The organism is Microbulbifer variabilis (assembly GCF_052468405.1).
The window spans coordinates 1641844-1661689 of record NZ_CP174343.1 but is presented as its reverse complement, the minus strand read 5'-3'; the positions used below and the strand labels follow the sequence as shown (position 1 = coordinate 1661689).

8 protein-coding genes are annotated in these 19846 nt (G+C 53.4%); all 8 read right to left on the bottom strand.

The window, feature by feature from the left end; genetic code table 11:
- Positions 1 to 5 precede the first annotated feature (5 nt).
- The 8 genes from ACJJJB_RS07735 to ACJJJB_RS07700 are packed head-to-tail and all read right to left on the bottom strand — an operon-like array spanning position 6 to position 19787.
- Positions 6 to 1157 carry a class I SAM-dependent methyltransferase gene (locus tag ACJJJB_RS07735; RefSeq protein WP_444946860.1) on the bottom strand — a complete coding sequence of 384 codons (1152 nt, stop codon included), beginning with the start codon at positions 1155 to 1157 and terminating at the stop codon, positions 6 to 8.
- A complete protein-coding gene (locus ACJJJB_RS07730; RefSeq protein ID WP_444946861.1) occupies positions 1154 to 2254 on the bottom strand; it encodes a saccharopine dehydrogenase NADP-binding domain-containing protein in 1101 nt (366 codons plus the stop codon). Before ACJJJB_RS07730 ends, ACJJJB_RS07735 begins: the two co-directional genes overlap by 4 nt.
- Positions 2251 to 4005 (bottom strand): ABC transporter ATP-binding protein, encoded by a 1755-nt coding sequence (locus tag ACJJJB_RS07725; protein WP_444946862.1) that lies wholly within the window; start codon positions 4003 to 4005, stop codon positions 2251 to 2253. Before ACJJJB_RS07725 ends, ACJJJB_RS07730 begins: the two co-directional genes overlap by 4 nt.
- Positions 4002 to 5795, bottom strand: coding sequence for an ABC transporter ATP-binding protein (locus ACJJJB_RS07720; RefSeq protein WP_444946863.1), 1794 nt, complete (start codon positions 5793 to 5795; stop codon positions 4002 to 4004). The genes ACJJJB_RS07725 and ACJJJB_RS07720 overlap by 4 nt, the downstream gene beginning before the upstream one ends.
- Positions 5796 to 11381, bottom strand: a complete 5586-nt coding sequence (locus ACJJJB_RS07715; RefSeq protein WP_444946864.1) for a non-ribosomal peptide synthetase — start codon at positions 11379 to 11381, stop codon at positions 5796 to 5798. It abuts the gene before it with no gap.
- A gap of 48 nt (positions 11382 to 11429) precedes the next feature.
- Entirely contained in the window at positions 11430 to 18068 is a 6639-nt protein-coding gene (locus tag ACJJJB_RS07710; RefSeq protein WP_445365995.1) for a non-ribosomal peptide synthetase, read from the bottom strand.
- Positions 18046 to 19461, bottom strand: a complete 1416-nt coding sequence (locus ACJJJB_RS07705; protein ID WP_445365994.1) for an isochorismate synthase — start codon at positions 19459 to 19461, stop codon at positions 18046 to 18048. The genes ACJJJB_RS07710 and ACJJJB_RS07705 overlap by 23 nt, the downstream gene beginning before the upstream one ends.
- On the bottom strand, positions 19458 to 19787 hold the full coding sequence (locus ACJJJB_RS07700) for an isochorismate lyase (protein ID WP_444935834.1): 330 nt from the start codon (positions 19785 to 19787) through the stop codon (positions 19458 to 19460). The genes ACJJJB_RS07705 and ACJJJB_RS07700 overlap by 4 nt, the downstream gene beginning before the upstream one ends.
- Between the last annotated feature and the right edge of the window lie 59 nt (positions 19788 to 19846).

Below are 19846 nucleotides of genomic sequence, written 5' to 3'. Positions count from 1 at the left end.
GCCCCTTAAACAGCTTTTGCAAAAAATAGAGTCTGACCCGCGACCGATAATGGCGATGTCGATGAAGGTAAGAAGCACTTAACTTCAAAGCCGGCCACAACCAGTTCTTCCTGCCATGCTGTGTTGTCGATAAACACCTGGTCGGTTCCTCCTCTCCGGTCTTCACTCCCCAGCAACGACTCCGATTCTGCGGGGGAAAGAAGAAACTGCATTGCCGTTAACATGGCATGGTTTTCCCGAGTGGATTCGCTAAACAACAGCCAGCCACCAGTGACCAGAGAACGACGAATACACTGTAGTGTCTGACCAATATGAGCGGCGTTGTGCAAAACATTGCCAGCCACAACAATGTCGGTGCCGGCTGCTGGGATTGACTGCGCAATGAAATCCGCATTGATATCGAGCAGGCTGCAACGCAAACCGATGTGATTGCGGAATTTCTTTTGGGCAGCGGTGGTGAATAGAGGCGATATATCCGTAAAACGATAATTAATCGGCCTGCCAGCCAGAGTATCTAAAATTGCAGCAGTGGTTAGACCCGCTCCACCGCCTAATTCGAGCACTCTTAACATAGGGCCGGGTTTAACAGCCTGTTTTACAATGCTTGCCGCCGCATAATTGAGATAAGTCGTAAACCAGTTGTTCTGGTAGGCGGCCAATGCGGTTAGTATTTCTCCATTCTCGAACAGCAGTTGATTAATGGAGGCTTCATCACGAATCAGTTCAGCCAAATGTGCCAAAAGCTTTTGGTGAGACTGAGCCATTTCGGGGGGAAATCCCAACGCATCGTAGGCCTCCGGTAATTTATCTGCCCCAGCTGCACTCTCGGGAATTTGCTCCCAGGAGTAGTAGCCATTACTGAGCTTCAAAAACTCTCGCTCAACTAAGGCCACCAGCCAACGGCGAACCAACCAGTGGTGTCGGCAGGCGGCATCCAGCGTATTAATAATTTCGTCACTGCTGCGCCCGGCATTTTCGGCGGTCAACGCGCCGCTGGAAGAAAGCAACTCCATAATCGCCTGCAGGCTGATGAATTCCAGCCTCTGCATTGCAGCAGGCAGTTGTGCCAAACCACTGTCTACCGTCAGCTCAGCGGGTAGAGCTGCCAGCCCAGCCTCATGGGCGGTATTGACAGTTGGAGGTGTTAGGTTTTTCAAATGGCTCCCTCCTCAAGGCACTCCATATTTTCAATACTTGTTTCCAGGGTGGTTAAAAAACTGAATGCCCCAATCTCCGACATGCGTTCCATCGCTGACGCCGGTGGCAATATTTGGGCGCAGTAATGACAACCCGCTGGGATTTCATCGCGAAGTACAGCCAAAGTGGTAACTGCGGCTACCGCTGCTGTTAGATCGGCATTGCCAGTGCCCCGCAACACCGCCGTGCGAGTGCGCTCTTGCCCGTTGTATTTACCGGTAAGCTGCAAAAGCATGACCACGTAAGGGTGGCGCCCCGCCAGATCCAGAGCACTGGCCCGACACAGTGCTGCCCGCGCTTCATCGCGGCTCAAACCATGGGCTCTATTAAAGGCCGACAAAATATGAGAACCGGTAATCGCGTTATACCAATCGCCTTCAGAGAGGGATAAGCCCCTGGCCAAGCGCTCACTTTCGCTATTTAAATAAGGGAGTACAGAGGCTGTGTCTGGGAAAAAAGGCAGCTCCACATCGGAGCGGCGTTTCAGTACACCGTTCAAACGGCGACCATTACGCCAGGCCGCCAAGGGCTTGCTGTGCTGTTCGTTGGCGCCTTGCAAATAATCATCGGCAGCGACATCGGTAAACCGGTCGCGCAGGCCGAAATAACTGGTCAGCTTCTCTACTTGTGAAAATTCCTGCTCCGCCAGCCAACGCGGTAGCAAGCTGCTCAGCCCCGGCTGTAGGCCAGCAGATAAGACTGCGATCAATCCACGGCTCTGGTAATAGGATGAATCGAGCTGCTCATAAAGAGCCTCATCGCCAGCAACATCGATATAGGCTGCTCCCACTTGTGCTGCAGCCTTGGCAACCCTGTCGCCAATTAAATGTGAAGGTCCTGCGCAATTAATCAGAACCTTACAGCCAGATACAAACTGATCCAGAGAGGCTGCATCCAGGTAGTCCACGGTCTTATATGAAATTGTTGAATTACTTGATAGCGGCTGTTTATGTGCATTGCGACCACCGATATGCAAAGGGCCCAATTCCAGGGACTGTAAATAACCCGTAACAGCTGCGCCCACATCGCCATAACCACCTAAAATTGCAATTGTCATAGGCTCAACTCCTTATCGGGCTCAACCAGGCTCCAGCCAGTTGCCCGGCTACGCTGGTACCAAAAATGTGCATAAAGGCCTTGCTTTGATAACAATTCACAGTGATTTCCAGTCTCAGCCACAGCACCTGCATCAAGCACGATAATTTGGTCCGCATTCATCACGGTGGACAATTGATGGGCGATAACAATAAGAGTGGAACCCTGTTGTAACTGCCTCAAGGACCTGTTCAGGTATTTTTCATTGCGTGGGTCCAGCGCCGCTGTCGCTTCATCCAGCACAACGATTGGTGCAGCCTTTAATAGGGCACGGGCGATAGAAACCCGCTGGCGTTCGCCACCGGAAAGTGCAGCGCCCCCCTCACCTACCTGGGTCAGCCACCCCTGCGGCAAACGCTCGATAATCTCATCTACTCCAGCCAGTTTCGCCACACGCTCCAGCTCTTCCTCACTGGCTTCGGGACAGCTCAAACGAATATTCGCTTCCAGGGTGTCGCTGAACAGATACACATCCTGCATAACGATAGAGATCTGCCGCATCAGGTCTTCTGTGCGCAGTTGTCGCACATCCACCCCGCCCACTTTTACCTGGCCCTGATCGGTATCGAAGAAACGCAGCAACAAACGGGTGACGGTGGTTTTTCCAGAGCCTGAAGCACCGACAATTGCTGTGGTGGTGCCCGGAGAAACCTTAAAGGAAAGATCCCTCAATACTGATTGTCCCGGCTCGTAACTGAATTTCACATTTGAAAACTCAACCAGTCCTCCATGTGCAGTAAAAGGCTGTGATGTAGATGGCTCAGGTAATGGCTGCTCAAAAAAGATAGCGGCCAGTCTGTGTAAATCATTACCGGCCATGCGCAGCAGACCACTGCGCCCGGCGAGTTCCGCCAGAGGACCGGTAAATCGGGCCGCCAAAGCTAGCAAAGCCACCAATTCGATAGGGGGAAGTTGTTGATTGAGCGTGAGCCAAATGCCCACGGCAATAATTGCGGCAAAGGCGAGTTGCACCATTAATCCCCCTGCAAACAAACGGGGGAAGGTCTGCCGTAACATGGAACCAGCGGCTCTGCTTTGCCCGGCAATCGCCTCTTCCAGTGGGGGATAACCGCTGACATTTTTGCCAAAAGACCTGAGTACCGCTTGATTGCGGGCAAACTCCACTACCCGGTTACTGGCGCGGGCACCGGCAGCATCCACTTCCGTTTCCATGGCGCCTATCCACTGGGCGGACCAGCGGTGGCCGATATAAATCAAGGGCACGAACAACAAAGCGGTCAGCCCCAAGCGCCAGTCAAACCACAACATTGCCACCCCCACTGTCAATGGAGTGACAACACCGCTGACAACAGGGGGTAACAGATGCGCAAAGACGTTGGTCACCATCAAGGTTCCCCCAGTTGCGCTACGGGATAAACGACCCACTTTTTCGGGATTGAACCAACCCAGGGGAAGTTGAGAGAGGTGTTCACCCAACCGATTGTGCAGGGTTTTCAACACCAGGATGGCCAGCGCAGCCCCTTTAACGGTCTGCTGGTAACGGGCAACACAGGCAAATGCGACAACTGAAAACAGGGCAATCAGCCAGAACCCAACCGCCTCCATCTCAGAGGCCAACAGTACACTGAGCAGAGGCACCAGAAGTGTCACCGCAATTCCCTGCAAAACCCCATAGGCGAGAAGCCATACTGCATAAATGCCAACTTCACGGCGATGCACAGGTCCGAGAATGGCGAGCAAGCTGCGAATCATGATGAGACTCCACTAATAACCTGAGCCTCACCACTCATTGCTTTTTCATTCTGTTCGGCACTGTTGTACAAACGCCATAATTCCGCGTAGTGCTTGCCCTCAGCCAACAATTGCCGGTGACTTCCACATTCAACCAAGCGGCCGCCGTCCAGGACCGCAATCTGATCCACATCGGTAATCGTGTGCAGCTTATGGGCTATCACCAGTACCGTACGATTCCTCACCAAACGCGATAATGCCTGCTGAACCAGGGCTTCAGATTCCGGATCAGCATGAGCCGTGGCTTCATCCAGAATCAGCACAGGGGCATCTGCTAAAAGCGTGCGTGCAATACTTAAACGCTGAGCTTCACCACCAGAAAAAAAGGCATCCTTGCCAAATACCGCCTGGTATCCCTGGGTGAACTGCAAAATTCGCTCATGAATGCAGGCACTGCGCGCAGCTTCAATCAGCTCCTGGTCACTGGCATCCGGTCGTCCAAGACGCAGGTTATCTGCTACGGTACCTGCCAACAGCTGGGTCTCCTGAAGTACAAAACCCACATGTCGATATAAATTGTCTGGAGCAATATCACGGATATCGACGTCCCCCAGGAGCACAGCACCTTGGGTCACGTCATAAAAACGGGGCACCAGCTTGGCCAGGGTGGATTTCCCGGCACCGGAACTCCCCACCAAAGCTGTGATCGAACCGGGGCGACAGCGCAAAGTAATATCGCTTAATACCGGCCGATCCTGGGTATAGGCAAAGCTGACCTGCTTAAAGAGCAGCCCTGCATCTTTGGGCTCTTTGGGTTCAGAGGTAACAGCCAGGGGCGCAACCTCCAATAATTGATCGATCCTGCCTGCGGCCGCTTTGGCTTTTTGCTGAGCGGTCAGTCCCTGGCTCAAGGTGAGAATGGTCTGGGGAATCATCACGGCGATCAGCGTTGTTGCGAGAACATCAATCGGCTGAATGCCTGTATTCACCACCAGCCAGGCGCCCCCAGACAAACTCACCAACATAATGACTGGCACAGATAAGGCCAAAGAGGTAACAGCCTCCAAACGGACAAGCGGTGTCACCCAGCCCGTGTAACGGCGACTGAAATCCTCGACGGCCTGTTGGTAATTTCTGTGGGCGCGGCCGGTTTGTGAGAAAACCTTGACCACCGCAATACCGTGAACAAATTCGACAATCGCAGCACTGACCCGAGCAAAGTCCCTATCCAGCTGCTGCATTTTTTCCCCAAAACCGCGCATCATCCAGGCGTAGGACAGCAGATAAACTGGCAGGGTAAGTACTGCCAACAGGGCCAAGCGCCAGTCGAGCCAGGTTAAATAACCCAGGCCCGCCAGTGGCAGTACAAACGCTGCAGCCAACTCCACCTGGTGGTGCGCAACCATATGGTGAAGATCATCGAGGTCGTCTTGCACCGCTTTGCGCACCGCGCCGGAGGTGTGTTCTCTGTACCAACCCAGGGGCACCTGTCCCAATTTTCGCACCAGGGCCCGTCGCAATTCCGCCTGCATACGCTGGTCGGCAATATGGGTAAACCACAAACCGATCACGGTGCAGATCCAACCCATCGCCAGCCCGGCAACTATCGCGAAGACAACGGGAATAATCGCCTCGGCAATATCACTGATATCGGGCGCCAGGAACAGGCGAGCCAGCTCAACGATACCGATAAAAGGGATCAAAGAAGTGAGCGCACCACAGGCACCGAGCGCCACCCCCAGCCACACGAGGCCACGAAATGGACGCATCAGTTCCCGCAGGTTGGACTTTGGCGAAATGTACTCAGCCATTTATTTGCCCGCTTTACCGCGCTGTAATGGTTTTGCCAAGTGCTCAACTACCGTGGCAACCTGCGGCGGCTCCATCACGCTGAAGTGATTGCCCGGCACATCAATTAATTCAAAATCACCCAGACAAACATCCTGCCAATAAGGCGCAGCCATATGGCCTACGCCGGCGGTGACACCGAAGGATTGCTCTTCCTGGCAGCGCAAGTAGGTCATATCGCCAATATAGGGAGGCAGATCAAAACAGGCAGCGCGCATACTGTGTCGGCACACCCGGAAAAGCCCCGGTATCATCGCGGCTTCAACCGGCACACCCGCCTGGGCAGAGGCCATCTCGGTATAACCGGCAAGGCGCTGTTCCTGGGTGAGTTGAGAGCGTTGCCGCACGGCTTCCGCTACCGCTTTAAGCCCGGCATCACCATCGAGTTCTGCCATTGCACCGGCAGGAACACGACCGTTGTGTTTCTGCATTAAGGTCTCGATCGCGCGGGAAATATCTTCGCTCTCGATATGCTCACCAAATACCGCTTTTACCGGGTCGAGATTCAGGTTGGGGGCAAAAATCGCTTCGAAAGCCAGCTCTTCATCGGTATCGACAAACATTGGGATACTGTCGATCAGGCTCAGGTCAATCACATCGACACCGCGCTCCAGCAGTCTGCGCGAAACTTCCGTTGCCAGCAGGCCGCCCAGGCAGTAGCCAATTAACTGGCAACGCTGATAGCCCTCGTCGATGATTCTTTGGGCGTAATCATCAGCGGTGCGCTCGATTAACTCTTTGGCATCAATGGACAGATACGTTTCTGTATTGGCGACGGCAATTCCGATGACCGGGCCCAGATCCTGGGCCGCAAGCGCTTTGCCCAAGTGCTGGAAATAATCCAGGGTACCCAGGGCCGCATGGAACATAATCCGCACCGGCGCCCCTTCTTTGGATGCCTCTTTACCCTGGCCCTTACGACTGAAAGAAACCATCAAGGAGTTGCTGCCCTCGCGGGTAGTTGCAACCAGGTTTTCGCTATCAGTGTCTGCCTGTTCCTCGGCAACGGCACCCGGCTCAACTCTCAGTGCTCTGGCCAATGCCGCAACCGTCGGTCCATTGAGCATGTGGCGCAACAAGGCGTCGTAAGTGAACGATTTTGCCTCGGGAATCTCTTCCAACAAGCGCCCTGCAACCCGCGCCATAATCAGCGAGTCACCACCGAGATCGAAAAAGCTGTCCTGCCGACCCACATTATCGAGACCCAGTGCATTAGCCCAGAGCTTGCAGAGAGCCGTTTCCACAGGGTCCATCTGCTCTGAGTGGGCAGCCTCTTGTGCATCGCCAGTCGCAGGGCGCCAACCGGCGAGCATTTTGCGATCGACTTTGCCATTGGCGGTGAGCGGCAGCTGGTCGAGAACTTGTAAATGGGCAGGCACCATATGCGCGGGCAATCTATTCGCTAAGAAGTCCCGCAGTTTCCCGGCACTTAAATATTGCCGATCAGTTTTCATCTGCGCGGCCAATAAGTTCATACCAAAAGCAGACAAAGGATGCTCATCTTCCGGCAGGCAGAGCACTTGGCCAGCACCATGGGCTTTTAGCAGCGATTGCCATTTTTCGATAGACAGGAACTTGGTCGCCCCACAAGCGCGATCATCACCAGCAGGGTCCATCATAAAACCCTGGGTGAGCAGGATATGGGCGTGATCCACCGTTGGCTCAGTCAGGATTAACCAGCCTCCGGGCGCCAGCAATTCGACAGCACGGGCAGTTGCCGCCTCTGGATCTCGGGTACTGTTGAGCATCCCGGCACATAAAATGACATCTGCACTATTGGGTGCCAAACCCTGGGCGCGATAGTCTGTATTGAGATCCATTAACCCGAAACGCACCCAAGGCCACTCTTTAAATTGACGGCGAGCCTCAGTCAGGAAAAATGCGGTCATGTCGGTAAATAGATAGTCAACGTCATATCCATCCAACATGGGGATAACCGACGCACTGGTAGCCCCTGTGCCAGCACCCAACTCAAGAACCGTTAACCCTCTATCGCTCTGGGCGGCAATGCGGTTAATTAATGCGGCAACGGCGGCATTGTTATAGCGGGCGATAAGATCTTCCCGATAAAGGGACAAGGCCACCTGCTGGTCGCCTTGGGGGAACAATAATTCAAACGGATTTTGTTGATTCGCTAGTAACTGGGGTAATAACTCGACATGATCCCGATGATATTGCAGGAATTCCCGATTACAAAAACCACTTTCAATTCCCTGTTCAACGCGCTTCCACGCTTTATCAACAGCAGAGATGTCGACTGCCCGGGTACGCGTATATTTTTCCTCAGCAGCGGCGCTGATAGTGGATAAACTGAGCAGCTTTGCCTGAACGAGAAGGTCCAACCAACGACGCACCAGCCAGTGATGCTTTTCGTGGACTTCCGCTAGTGAAATAATTTCTTCTGCACTGTATCCCTGCTCGCAATCTGTGAATGCTCCCAGGCCCATCAAACCATGAAGCATCGACAACAGGGCCGCTTCTTCAAGTGCCTGCACATAGTCGCCGACACTGACAGCTTCCGGCTCACCGGCCTGGTAGTGCGCAAACTGACGCACTGAATTTACCAGCTCGGGATCGATAACCGCCGGCTCGGCATCATCCAAGCGGCGACTTTCCACAAAGCCCAACAGATTTAAATCCGCTCTCGAGTCGCCCTCTTTCCTCTCAATTACCGCCGCTGCTGTTGATACTGCGGGGTGGACCAATAATGCAGACTCCACTTCTCCCAGTTCGATACGGTGTCCGCGAATTTTTACCTGCCCGTCTTCACGGCCCAGGAATTCGAGTTCACCACCGGGCAAATAGCGGCCCAAATCGCCGGTGCGGTAAAGGCGCTGGCCATCCGTCGGGTGAAAGAAGAATTTCTGTTCAGAGAGGGTCGCATCACCGAGGTAACCATCGGCCAACCCCAGGCCAGTAATCATCAGCTCGCCCGCCACCCACACAGGGGCATCGCGCAACTGGCTATCCAGCACCCTGAAACCCTGGTTCGTCAGCGGCACGCCATAGGGAATACTGCTCCAGGCGGGATCGACTCGCTCAATACGGTGGTAGTTGGACCAGATTGCAGCTTCTGTAGCCCCACCCATGCCGATCAGGTCGAGTGCGGGCACATGGCGCCTGATATGTTCCGGTAAAGTAACCGGAATCCAATCTCCCGATAGCATTGCTAATCGCCATTCAGACAGCGGCCGAGGCTCTGTATCCAGATAGGTGGCCAGCATTTGCAGCTGTGCGGGGACAGAGTTCCACAATGTCACCCGGTACTCATCCATGACCTCCGCCCAGTGTGACGGGTCTGCACCACGGGCCGGATCGGGCAACACCAAAATCGCACCGGCCGCTAAGGGGCCAAAAATATCGTAGACCGATAAATCAAAACTGAGTTGGGCCAAACCCAAAATACGATCGCCCGGGCTCACGTCGAAGCGGCGATTAATATCCATCACCGTATTTAACGCGGCCCGATGATTAATCATCACACCCTTGGGCTCGCCGGTAGAGCCGGAGGTGTAAATTACATAAGCCAGCTGCTCCGGGTCGCCATTACTGGCTACCGGAATCTCGGTTTCAGGTGCCAGGGTATCTACACTGATCACCTGCACTTCTGATGGCCACTTAATTTGGCTGGCGAGGTCGCTGAGTGTCAGGACGTATTCCGCCTCTGCACTGAGCAACAATTTATTGAGCCGTATTTCCGGTTGTGCCACGTCCAGTGGCAAATAGATACCACCAGCCAGGAGCACACCGAGGGTCGCCGCTATCTGCTCTCGCCCTTTCGGCATTGCAATGGCCACGCGGCCACCCAGCTGGAAACCTTCTTTGCTCAGCGATTTGGCGATACCCGCCGCTTTTTTTGCCAGGTCGCCATAACTCACACTGCCATTGCTATCAATAATGGCAGTAGCTTCCGGCGTTGCCGCTGCCTGGGCAAATACGCCCTGATGCAATAAGTCTGAGGGAACTGGTCCATCGGTTTGATTGACCTGATGCCTCTCCTGTTGCTGCCACTCGGGTAAGGAGACTGGAGATTTGCTAAGCCATTGTCCATCGCCACCAGCGGCAAGCTCATTCAACAAGCCGGTAAAGGCCGCGAACATATCCTCTACCAGGCCCGATGGGAAAACGCCCTGGCGCACGTCCCAGTTAATTTCCAGGCCATCGGCATCATCTCTCACCTGGCAATCCAGGGTGACTTGCGGTGTCTGGGTGATTCCCCTGCCGGACTTTCTACCGCTATCAGGTTTTTCGGTATCACCCAGGCCAATAGCACTGGTAAATACCACCGGCATCAATGCGGCCTCGGGTCCTCGCGCTCGGGACATTTCCCGCAGCACTTCCACACCGGAGAACAAGCGGTGATCAATATCACTGAACAGCTGCTCGCCGATACTGGCCGCCCAATCGCGAAAGGACTTTCCTGTGGAATCACCAATCGCCAATACACTGACCGAAGTAAAATCCCCGATCAGCTGATTAACCTGAGGGTGTAAGGGCAATCGATTCAATAAAGTAAGACTCAGGCTGAAGCGTGGCTGACGACTCCAACGCTGCAATACCGCGGCGTAGGCAGCCAGTACGGCAACTGATGCGGTCAGTCCAGCAGCACCAGCTCGCTGCTTCAGTTTCTGCCAATGGGTAATATCCAGGCGGTAGTGATGGCGATTAAAGCGCACAGATTCCACTTCTGAGGCTGGCGGCAATACCGGTAGCTCAGGTGCTGTCGGCAGTTGATCGAGGCGGTCCAACCAATAGCGGCGATCGTTTTGGTAGCCCTGGCTGTCCAATAGACTTCGTTCGGCCAGGAGATAATCGCGAAAATCAATCTCCAGTGGTGGCAGGGCTGCGCCGGGGTGAGACAGCAGAAGATCGAGCTCATTAAATAAAATGCCCGCACTGGCCCAGTCCGCGATCAGTGCATCCATAGAGAAATGCACTATATGGCCTTTATCTGTGCGGCTATGGCGCAGCTCGAACATGGGCCACTCACCAATGGTGTAGTTGCGGTGGCCCAGTTCATCTCTCACCGATTCCAAGGCAAGCTCCAGAACCTCCTCGTCCAAACCGGTGAGGTCCTGGCTTTTCATTTCGTAGTGCGGCACTTGGGGGAGAACCCGCTGGTATCCCTCCTGCTCGATAACCGCCCGCAACATCGGGTGACGTTCAATGAGTTGGTTCCAGGCTTCCTGTAAACCTTTTGGATTTAATCCCGGGTATTCCAGCTCCAGGTAACCGTGACAAGCAACACCGCCGTAGCCAAATGCATTTTGTCGACCCAACAGGTAGGCGGTCTGCACATCGCTTAAAGGGAATGGTTCATGCCGATTTTCTCTATCGGCCTCAACCACCACTCCCAGATCCTGGTCGTTGCCAGCGGCTGTTTGAGCCGCGCTCAGTATTTCGATAATTTGTAACTTGTGTTCCCGCAGCCTCTGCTTGTGCTGCTCCGTCAGCAGGCCTTTAGCTGCGCGAAAGCGCAGTTGTTCAGACTCGGTCCATAGTTCCACCCCAAGCCCTTGTAATTCGTCGATCAGTTCCATAGCCGTCATGGGGTTAAAACTCCGTCCAATCGCTGAAAAATAAAATTGCCAACAAGCTCATATCACGCCCTCTTCCACCGTATCGGGATCAACATCCACTAGCGGTTCCATTGCGCTTAGGGCACCGGCAACATCTGCCAGTCTCGGAGAGGCAAATAAACGTCTGAGGGGAAGCAGCAAATGGTGTTGCTGTTTTAGGCGGTCGATAAACCGGGTTGCCAATAAACTATCGCCACCCAATTCAAAGAAATTTTGATCGCGGTTTATTACGGGCAGGCTAAGAAGCTCTTGCCAAATCTGGGCTACCAGGCGCTCGTTATCCGTCACCAGTTCAGCCGCTTTTTCCTGTTGCGGTTTTTCCACCGCATGCACGAGCTTTAATACTGAAGCCCGATCCAATTTGCCGTTTGCACTTAGGGGCATTTCCGGCAAAGTCACTATGAAATCCGGGATCATATAAGACGGCAGGTGGTGGCGAAGGTACTCGCGCAAGTCATCAGTACTAAAAGTTGGTGGACATTCAGGTTTAAGCACAACGGCAGCGACCAGCTGTTGTTCTTCTGTGGTCAGCACCAGCGCGCGCTGCACAAACATCTGACGATTAAATACGGTTTCGATTTCACCCAGCTCTATGCGATGGCCACGGACCTTGACCTGGCTATCGGCGCGCCCCAAAAATTCCAGGCATCCATTCGGCCAGTAGCGCCCAAGGTCCCCTGTGCGATACCAGCGCTCACCATCGACCGTAACAAAGCGCGCTTCGGTCAACTCGGGCGCCCCGCGATAGCCCATGGCGACACCATCACCACCGATCCACAGCTCACCCGTTGTCCAGTCAGGGCAGTCGCGCCCCTGGGTATCCATTACCCTGAATTTCTGGTTAGCCAGGGGGTATCCGTACGGGATCGAGTGCCAGCTTGGGTCAACGTCTATAACTTCAAAACTGTTGGACCAAATAGAAGCTTCCGTGGCGCCACCCAGTGCGATAAAACGGCATTCGGGCTGTACTTGTTTTAAGCGCTGGGGTAAATCCAGGCCAATCCAATCGCCGGAATTTAATACCAAACGCAATTTGCCAGGCGGTGTACCGGCACCGACAGTGAGTAACATATCCAGTAGCGCCGGTACCGTATTCCAGATGGTGATGCCGTAGTGACATACCCATTGATGCCAGCGCTCGGCATCCCGCCGGTCCTCCTCCTCAATCAATACCAGCGCACCACCAACCGATAGCAGTCCGAAGATATCGTAAACAGAGAGGTCAAAATCCAGGGCTGAAATGGCCAGTACACGATCATTTTCATCAACAGAGAAACGTTCGTTGATATCCGCAATGGTATTCCAGGCAGCACCGTGACTGATTTCGACGCCCTTGGGTTCACCTGTGGAGCCGGAAGTGAAAATGATATAAGCCAGTTGCTCAGGTTCTGTTGCAATAGGCTCAGAAATCGGTTCACCAATAGGAGCGAACTGTTCGGCCTGTTGAATTGCACTTTGGTCGAGTACCACTTTTACCTCGGCACGGCGCAACATTGACTCGCACCTTGCCTGCGGTTGATCGATACCAACAGGTAAATAAGCAGCTCCCGCTGCGAGTACTCCAAGAACAGCGGCAATCTGGTCGGGTCCTTTCGGCAGGTTGACGGCCACCACCTCGGCAGGTGAAACCTGGCTTTCCAATAACCTGGCAGCGATGCGCAAAGCACGCTCTGCCAGGACGCCATAACTCAGGGAATTATCGTCACCCCAATATAAGGCGATATTGTCGGGATTCGCTTTTGCTTGCTGGAAAAATCGCTGCGACAAATTATCCGTTGGGTCAATTGCGGTACGCTTTTCAAGCTGGGTTCTCAATTCCCGTTGAGACTTGGGTAATAAATCAGGCGGTGTGGAATCCCATTCAGCGTCACCCGCCCATTGGAGCAAGCCGATATAGGCCTGGAACATTTCCGCGCACATCCCCTCAGGGAAAAGCGCTTCGACAACATCCCAATTTAAGAAAACGCCACCCTCGACTTCGACCACCTGGTGATCCAGCCAGACTTGCGGCGTTTGTGTCAGGGCCCAGATGGGGTCCCGCAGAGGCCCATTTTCCGGTGCCGCTGTGCCACCGGGAATACCCAGTGCACTGGTGAAGACAACGGGCATTGTGGCTTCTGCGTCGCTCTGCCGGCGGGCTAATTCCCGCATCAGGCTAACACTGGAAATATCGCGATGTTCCAGGGCCGCGCCAACTTCCCCTTGTATTTTTTTCGCTCGCACCAACCAGCTGTCACCGGCCTCTGGCTGGTAACCCACCAGGGTCAGGGAGGTGAAATCCCCCATCACTCGATAGATATCCGGGTGAACTTCACGACGGTCGAACAGGGTAAGGTTCAAGCTCAGGTCGGGGCGACTGCTCCAACGACTAAGCACTTCGGCAAAAGCCGTTAAAAGGAGGCTCGAAGGCGTGATTCCCTGCTCAGCCGCGCGCGCAACCAGGTTTTGCCAGGTCCCTTTATCAATATGCTGTTGATGACGCACAAAGTGCGGGCGCTCAATGGATGCCGGCTCCCGTACAATGGGTAGCTGGGGCGCGGGAGGCAGCTCCGATAATTTGTGCTGCCAAAAAGTTTTTGCGGCAGCCAGGGGACCTTGGGGAAGATCACTATCAAATACTGCGGTAGTTTGCGGCAATACATTGCGCACATAGTCGCGGAAAGAGAGTTCGATAGAAGGTAGATGAGTTTCAGGGCTCTGATAAAGAATATTTAACTCACGATAAAACAGCAGAATACTGAAGGCATCGAGAATCAAATTATCCAAACCGATAGCCAATCGGGTATTGCGCCCACAGCGCACCGCACGGACATCAAACAGTGGCCATCGGCTGGGCTCAAACACCTGCTCCGCGCACTCCTGTCGCAGTTGCGCAAAAGCAGAAGCTGGATCGCGGTCTACCTCTGTAACATCGATGGAAAATCTCGGCACATCGGCAAGGATGCGCTGTCGACCTTCGCTGTCGAATACAGCCCGCAGCATTTCATGGCGGGCAATCATCGCGTTTAGTGCAGACTCCAAACGCTCCAGATCGAGATCAACAACGTCGTATTCGCGATAAAAATGACAACCGATACCACCCAAAACAAATTCCGGGTCCCTTCCCAGCCAATAGGCCCGCTGGACATCGGTAGGTTCAAAATCGGCGTACCGATTGGCCTTATCCGATTGCCAGGGTGTAACAGTAATTTCGGTAGTGCCTTTATTTCGCTGTGGGTTCTCAGTTGGATCTTGAACTAATGTCGCAGCAAAGTCGGCCAAGCTGGGCTGGCTAAATAATTCCGACAGTGTGACACCTTCAAAGCCAGACTCGCGCAGATCTCGCACAACACGGGTTGCTAACAGGGAGTCACCCCCAAGCGCGAAGAAATTATCATCCCGGGCTATATCAGTAACATCGAGGAATTTGCACCAGGCGGCAGCCACCTGCTGCTCTAATTTACCTTGCGGTGGGTTCTGCTTTGCCTGATGTTGCGCTATGGATTCATCGGCAAACTGCTGTAAACCGCCGCGATCAATTTTGCCATTGGCGGTAAGAGGTATTTCAGCGAGACAGCAAAGCTCACTGGGCAGCATGGCGCTGGTCAATCGTTGGGTCAGGAACTCCCGCAGGTCGTTCAAGGGTTCCTGCAACTGCTGCAAATCAACAAAGCACGTTTCTGGATTGATATTCCCTTGCGATAATTTGGATTCCAGAACGACAACCGCAACCACACCTCGCTGAGTCAGCAGTGCGACCGCTTGCGCAATCCCTTTGTGCGCGGTCAGTGCCGCTTCAATCTCGCCGAGTTCAATGCGGTGTCCACGCACCTTGACCTGATTATCGACGCGGCCCAAAAACTCCAGGCACCCGTTCGGCCAGTAGCGGCCCAAGTCTCCGGTGCGGTACCAGCGCTCGCCTTCGTCTGTCACAAAACGGGCTGCGGTGATACCGGGAGCACCGCGATACCCCAAGGCAACGCCAGCACCACCGATCCACAACTCCCCTGTCACCCAGTCAGGGCAATCGCGCCCTAGGGCATCCACCACTCTGAATTGCTGGTTGGCTAAGGGGTAACCATAGGGAATAGACCGCCAAGAGGAATCAACTTCTTTGACTTCAAAATTGTTCGACCAAATAGAAGCTTCAGTGGCGCCACCCAAAGCGATAAAGCGACAACCGGGGTTTACGCGCTTTAATCGTTCCGGCAGGTCGAGGCTGATCCAGTCGCCAGAATTTAAAACCAGGCGCAGCTCGCCAGCTGGAGTATCACCACCCGTGGTCAACAGCATATCCAACAGCGCCGGCACCGTATTCCAAACAGTAACGCCATGCTGACACACCAGCTGATGCCAGCGCTCAGCATCCCGCCGGGATTCCTCTTCAACCAATACCAGTGCTCCGCCGGCGGACAAGAGCCCAAAAATATCGTAAACGGAAAGATCGAAATCCAATGCTGATACGGCGAGCACTCGATCATTTTCGTTAACCGAAAAGCGCGCGTTAATGTCCGCTATGGTATTCCAGGCACTACCGTGACTAATTTCTACGCCCTTGGGTTCACCGGTAGAACCAGAGGTGAAAATGGTATAGGCGAGATCTTTTACCTCTCCCACAACAGGCTGGGATAAAGGCGCAACACCAGAGAGCACAGACAAGTTATCTATAACCAGCTTGGCTCCGGCAAGCTTTATCACGCGCTCTCTACGCAACGGTGGCTGGTCTATACCCAGCGGCAGATAAGCCGCTCCTGCCGCTAATACGCCCAAGGCTGTAATAATCTGCTCCGGCCCCTTGGGTAATAAAATACCGACCAAATCACCGGTCTCAACACCTTGAAGCTGTAAATACGCAGCCATCGCCAAAGCTCTGTGGGCCAACTCCCCGTAACGGATTTGATCACCGTTCCAATAGAGAGCCACTGCTTCAGGGCAGTTTTTAGCATTGCTAAAAAAATGTTCGTGTAATTGGTGAGGCTGGTATGGTTTGGCTGTGGAATTTACCTCCTGGCGCTGCTGCTTTTGCTCCGCTGGCAGCAGCGATGGTATCGGCTGGGCCCAGAATTCCGGGCTGCCGATCAGGCATTCCAGTAACTGCGTAAAGGCCGCAAACATGCCATCCAGGACGCCGGGAGCAAAAGCAGCTTCCCTCGCATCCCAGTTTACGGACAGGCCGCCTTTGAGCTCCATAACCTGTACGTCCAGCCACACTTGTGGCCCTTGGGAGATAATCCAATTGACATCTCCAAAGGCACTGCGAACTGACTCGCCAAATAATTCTCCCAGCCCAAGCGCACTGGTAAAGACGACCGGCGCAAACACCGTTTGTCCCTGTTGTCTGCTGAGGTCACGCAGCACCTCTACGCCGGAATAACTCCCGTGCGCTACATCCTGACGGAAGTTGTGTTGTAAGCGCTGTGCACGCTCAACGAAGGTTCCACTCAGGCTGCCCTGCCAGGCAAGCAAGATTGAAGAAGTAAAGTCTCCTACCAGGGAGTTGACATCCCGGTGCAGGGATTCCCGGTCGAACAGGGGGAGATTCAGCAGGAAATCTGACTCTTCGCTATAGACCGTAAGCACTTCGGCAAGCGCCGCTGCCAGGGTCATGGACAAAGTAATACCGTGACGGCTCGCAAATTCCGCCAGCTGGTTTTTCCGATCAGCAGACAGACTATAGTGGCGACGAACAACGCGACGAGTGTCTTTAGACTCAATACCTATTGCAGTGGGTAATTGAGGAGCGCCGGGCAAATCTGCCAGGCGATCCTGCCAGTGTTCTTTGGCCTGCTGCTTCTCAGCCTGCCGCTCTTCCTTTGAGTGAAGAGCGCTGCGGTCAGCCTGGTAGCGCGGATAACTGTAACTCAGCGGTACCAGTGACTGCTCTGGTTTCAGGTAGAGCTTGGCCAGGTCATTCAGTAACACGCGCAGGCTAAAGGCATCTGCGGCTACCATATCCAGATTAATATGCAGGCGTGTGCCGCCAGCTTTTAATTCCGCAGGTAACAATGAGAGCTGAACATCAAAAACCTCACCCTGCAATATATCCAGCTGCCGATGGGAGAGTTGCTCCCTAACAGCGATAAGACTCTGCTCCGCTTCTGCAGCAGTTTGGTGCCTGAAATCGTGAACCTTTAAACCGGGCCAGCTCACTTCAGCGGGAATCTGCTGTCGGCCATCATCGAGGATTTGAACACGCAGCATCCCATGTCGCTCGAACAGGGAGCGCACAGCCTGTTCCAATCGATCAGGTACTACATCCTGGCCATCAAACTCATGATAAAAATGTGCGGCAACGCCCCCTAAATATTGATTCGGGTCTCGTCCAATCCAATAGGCATGTTGCATCGGTGCCAAATCAAAGGGAGTGATTTCATCAAAAGCGCCCGGCACAGATAAATGTTCACTGGTACTTTCTTCAGTTCCAGTAGCCAACTGAGGTAGAGAAAGCCAGGCTTCCAATCGAGGCACCGCGATAAGATCAGCAAATTTTACTTTGATCTTTTTCTGCCTTAATTGGCCAGCTATCTTCATGATTTGTACTGAGTTGAGCCCCAGTGCAATTAAGTCATCCTGCGGATTAATGTCATTAATATCGGCATCAATAGCCTGACAAACTAAATCCTTTAACAAACTGGCCGGGCTGATTGGCTCTGATTTATTCTGCGGCTTCGGCGACAAGAGATACGCTCCTTATTGCGTCTCGGATAACACGCATTTTGATGCAACTTTCACGATACTCGTGAGTAGGAAGGGAGGCTTCAACCAGGCCGCAACCGGCAAATAGTGTCACCTTGCCCGAGGTAAAAAGCGCAGAACGCAGAGCAACAGCAAACTCCCCCTCCCCCTCAGCATTGATCCAACCAATGGGTCCGGCGTACCAACCGCGGTCCAGCCCCTCATTTTCACGGATGTACTTCAGTGCTTTTTTCCTTGGCAGCCCCCCCACCGCAGCACTTGGGTGTAAACCAGATAAGATATCCAATAGATTTACGCCATCTTTCACCAATCCCTCTAGAGGCGTCAGCAAATGCTGAATTTGCTTTAATTTACAGAGTTGGGGCGGTTCTGGTTCCGCTACGCTGTGGCAGTATTTGCGCAAAATAGAAAGGAGATGTTGGACAACCAGGTCGTGTTCGAAGCGGTCTTTATCACTATTAAGCAGAGATAATCCCAGATGATAATCACTTGCCGGATCTTTTCCCCGAGGTGCGCTGCCGGCCAGAGCAACTGTACTGACACGCCCTTCTTTAACTGCGGCTAAGCGCTCAGGTGAAGCTCCGACAAAGCAACTACGCTCTCGGGAAAAGGCAAACAAATAGGCATCGGGATAAGCCTCTCGCAAATATCCAAGAATACTTCCTGGACAACAATCCGCGTCCAAAGATTCCGAACGCGCGAGAACCACTTTCTGAAACTCGTTACGCTTGATTGATTCAACCGCACCAACGACGCGCTGCTGCCAAGCCGTTTGATGCTCATTACTACTGTTAAAGTCAGACTCGCCCAGCAATAAATTGTCGTTCGCGGAAGAGCCAGAGTTACGGGATAAAATAGCTTGCCACCTCGCCTTCACTTGCTCAGCGACGCGGTTACAGTCTGTTTGGCTCGTCACAATAAAATTCATTACCAGATAACTGCGATCCTCATCACAGTAAAGGGCCAACTCAGGCAGCGTGAGCACCCCAGAAGGGAAGTCTTGCCACAGGGATGAGGAGTCTTTTTGGCAATCAAAAGCAAACCCACCACACAAAATTGGTTGGTGCCCCCCACTTACAACGGAGGAAGACAATAATTTTTGCCAACTAGTTTGGATTTCAGACCAAGACTCTCCAGGAGCACAACTAAATTCAAAGGCAGAGCCAAAGCTCACAGAATAATTATCACTGGAGGGGGCTCCCCACAGGGAAGCGATCCGCTCATGTCGATAATTTGTGGCGAACAATCCAATCGGATTCTGCCTATGACACGGAAATGAAAATGATGCCAAAACTTCTGGCTGTACCAGACTCAACCTGGATTTGGCTTCCTGCAGACACGCCTCCAGGCCGGCATATTTAGAGCGGCCTTTCATACATCGTCCTCTACAGGCAAGCCATGCTCGGCTCGCCAGTGCAGCTTCTGCTGATTGATAAACCACTGGATAATGCCGCTAAAAAGCTGCTCTATATAATCGGCCGATAACTGATCTTCCTCAGCCCAACGACGACGATCGATCAACATAGACGCAACCCGATCCGGAGCGGGAATACTGGACTCATCCGGCTTGAACTGTGCTGCGGACAGAACATAACCCATACGCTGCTGCAACAGCCTGATGATCTCGCGATCAATGGAGTCGATACCCTCGCGGATTTCATTCAGGTTTTCACATTCCATTGGCAGCTTCATTGCTTGCATAGAAACTCCATCACCTAAGCAGTTCATCTTCCCATCAATAATGAAACGTTATAACATAT

Excerpts from the sequence above, each read along its gene's own strand:
- ACJJJB_RS07730 (WP_444946861.1), bottom strand. The coding sequence starts at position 2,254 with ATGACAATTGCAATTTTAGGTGGTTATGGCGATGTGGGCGCAGCTGTT.
- ACJJJB_RS07725 (WP_444946862.1), bottom strand. The coding sequence starts at position 4,005 with ATGATTCGCAGCTTGCTCGCCATTCTCGGACCTGTGCATCGCCGTGAA.
- ACJJJB_RS07720 (WP_444946863.1), bottom strand. The coding sequence starts at position 5,795 with ATGGCTGAGTACATTTCGCCAAAGTCCAACCTGCGGGAACTGATGCGT.
- ACJJJB_RS07715 (WP_444946864.1), bottom strand. The coding sequence starts at position 11,381 with ATGACGGCTATGGAACTGATCGACGAATTACAAGGGCTTGGGGTGGAA.
- ACJJJB_RS07705 (WP_445365994.1), bottom strand. The coding sequence starts at position 19,461 with ATGAAAGGCCGCTCTAAATATGCCGGCCTGGAGGCGTGTCTGCAGGAA.
- ACJJJB_RS07700 (WP_444935834.1), bottom strand. The coding sequence starts at position 19,787 with ATGCAAGCAATGAAGCTGCCAATGGAATGTGAAAACCTGAATGAAATC.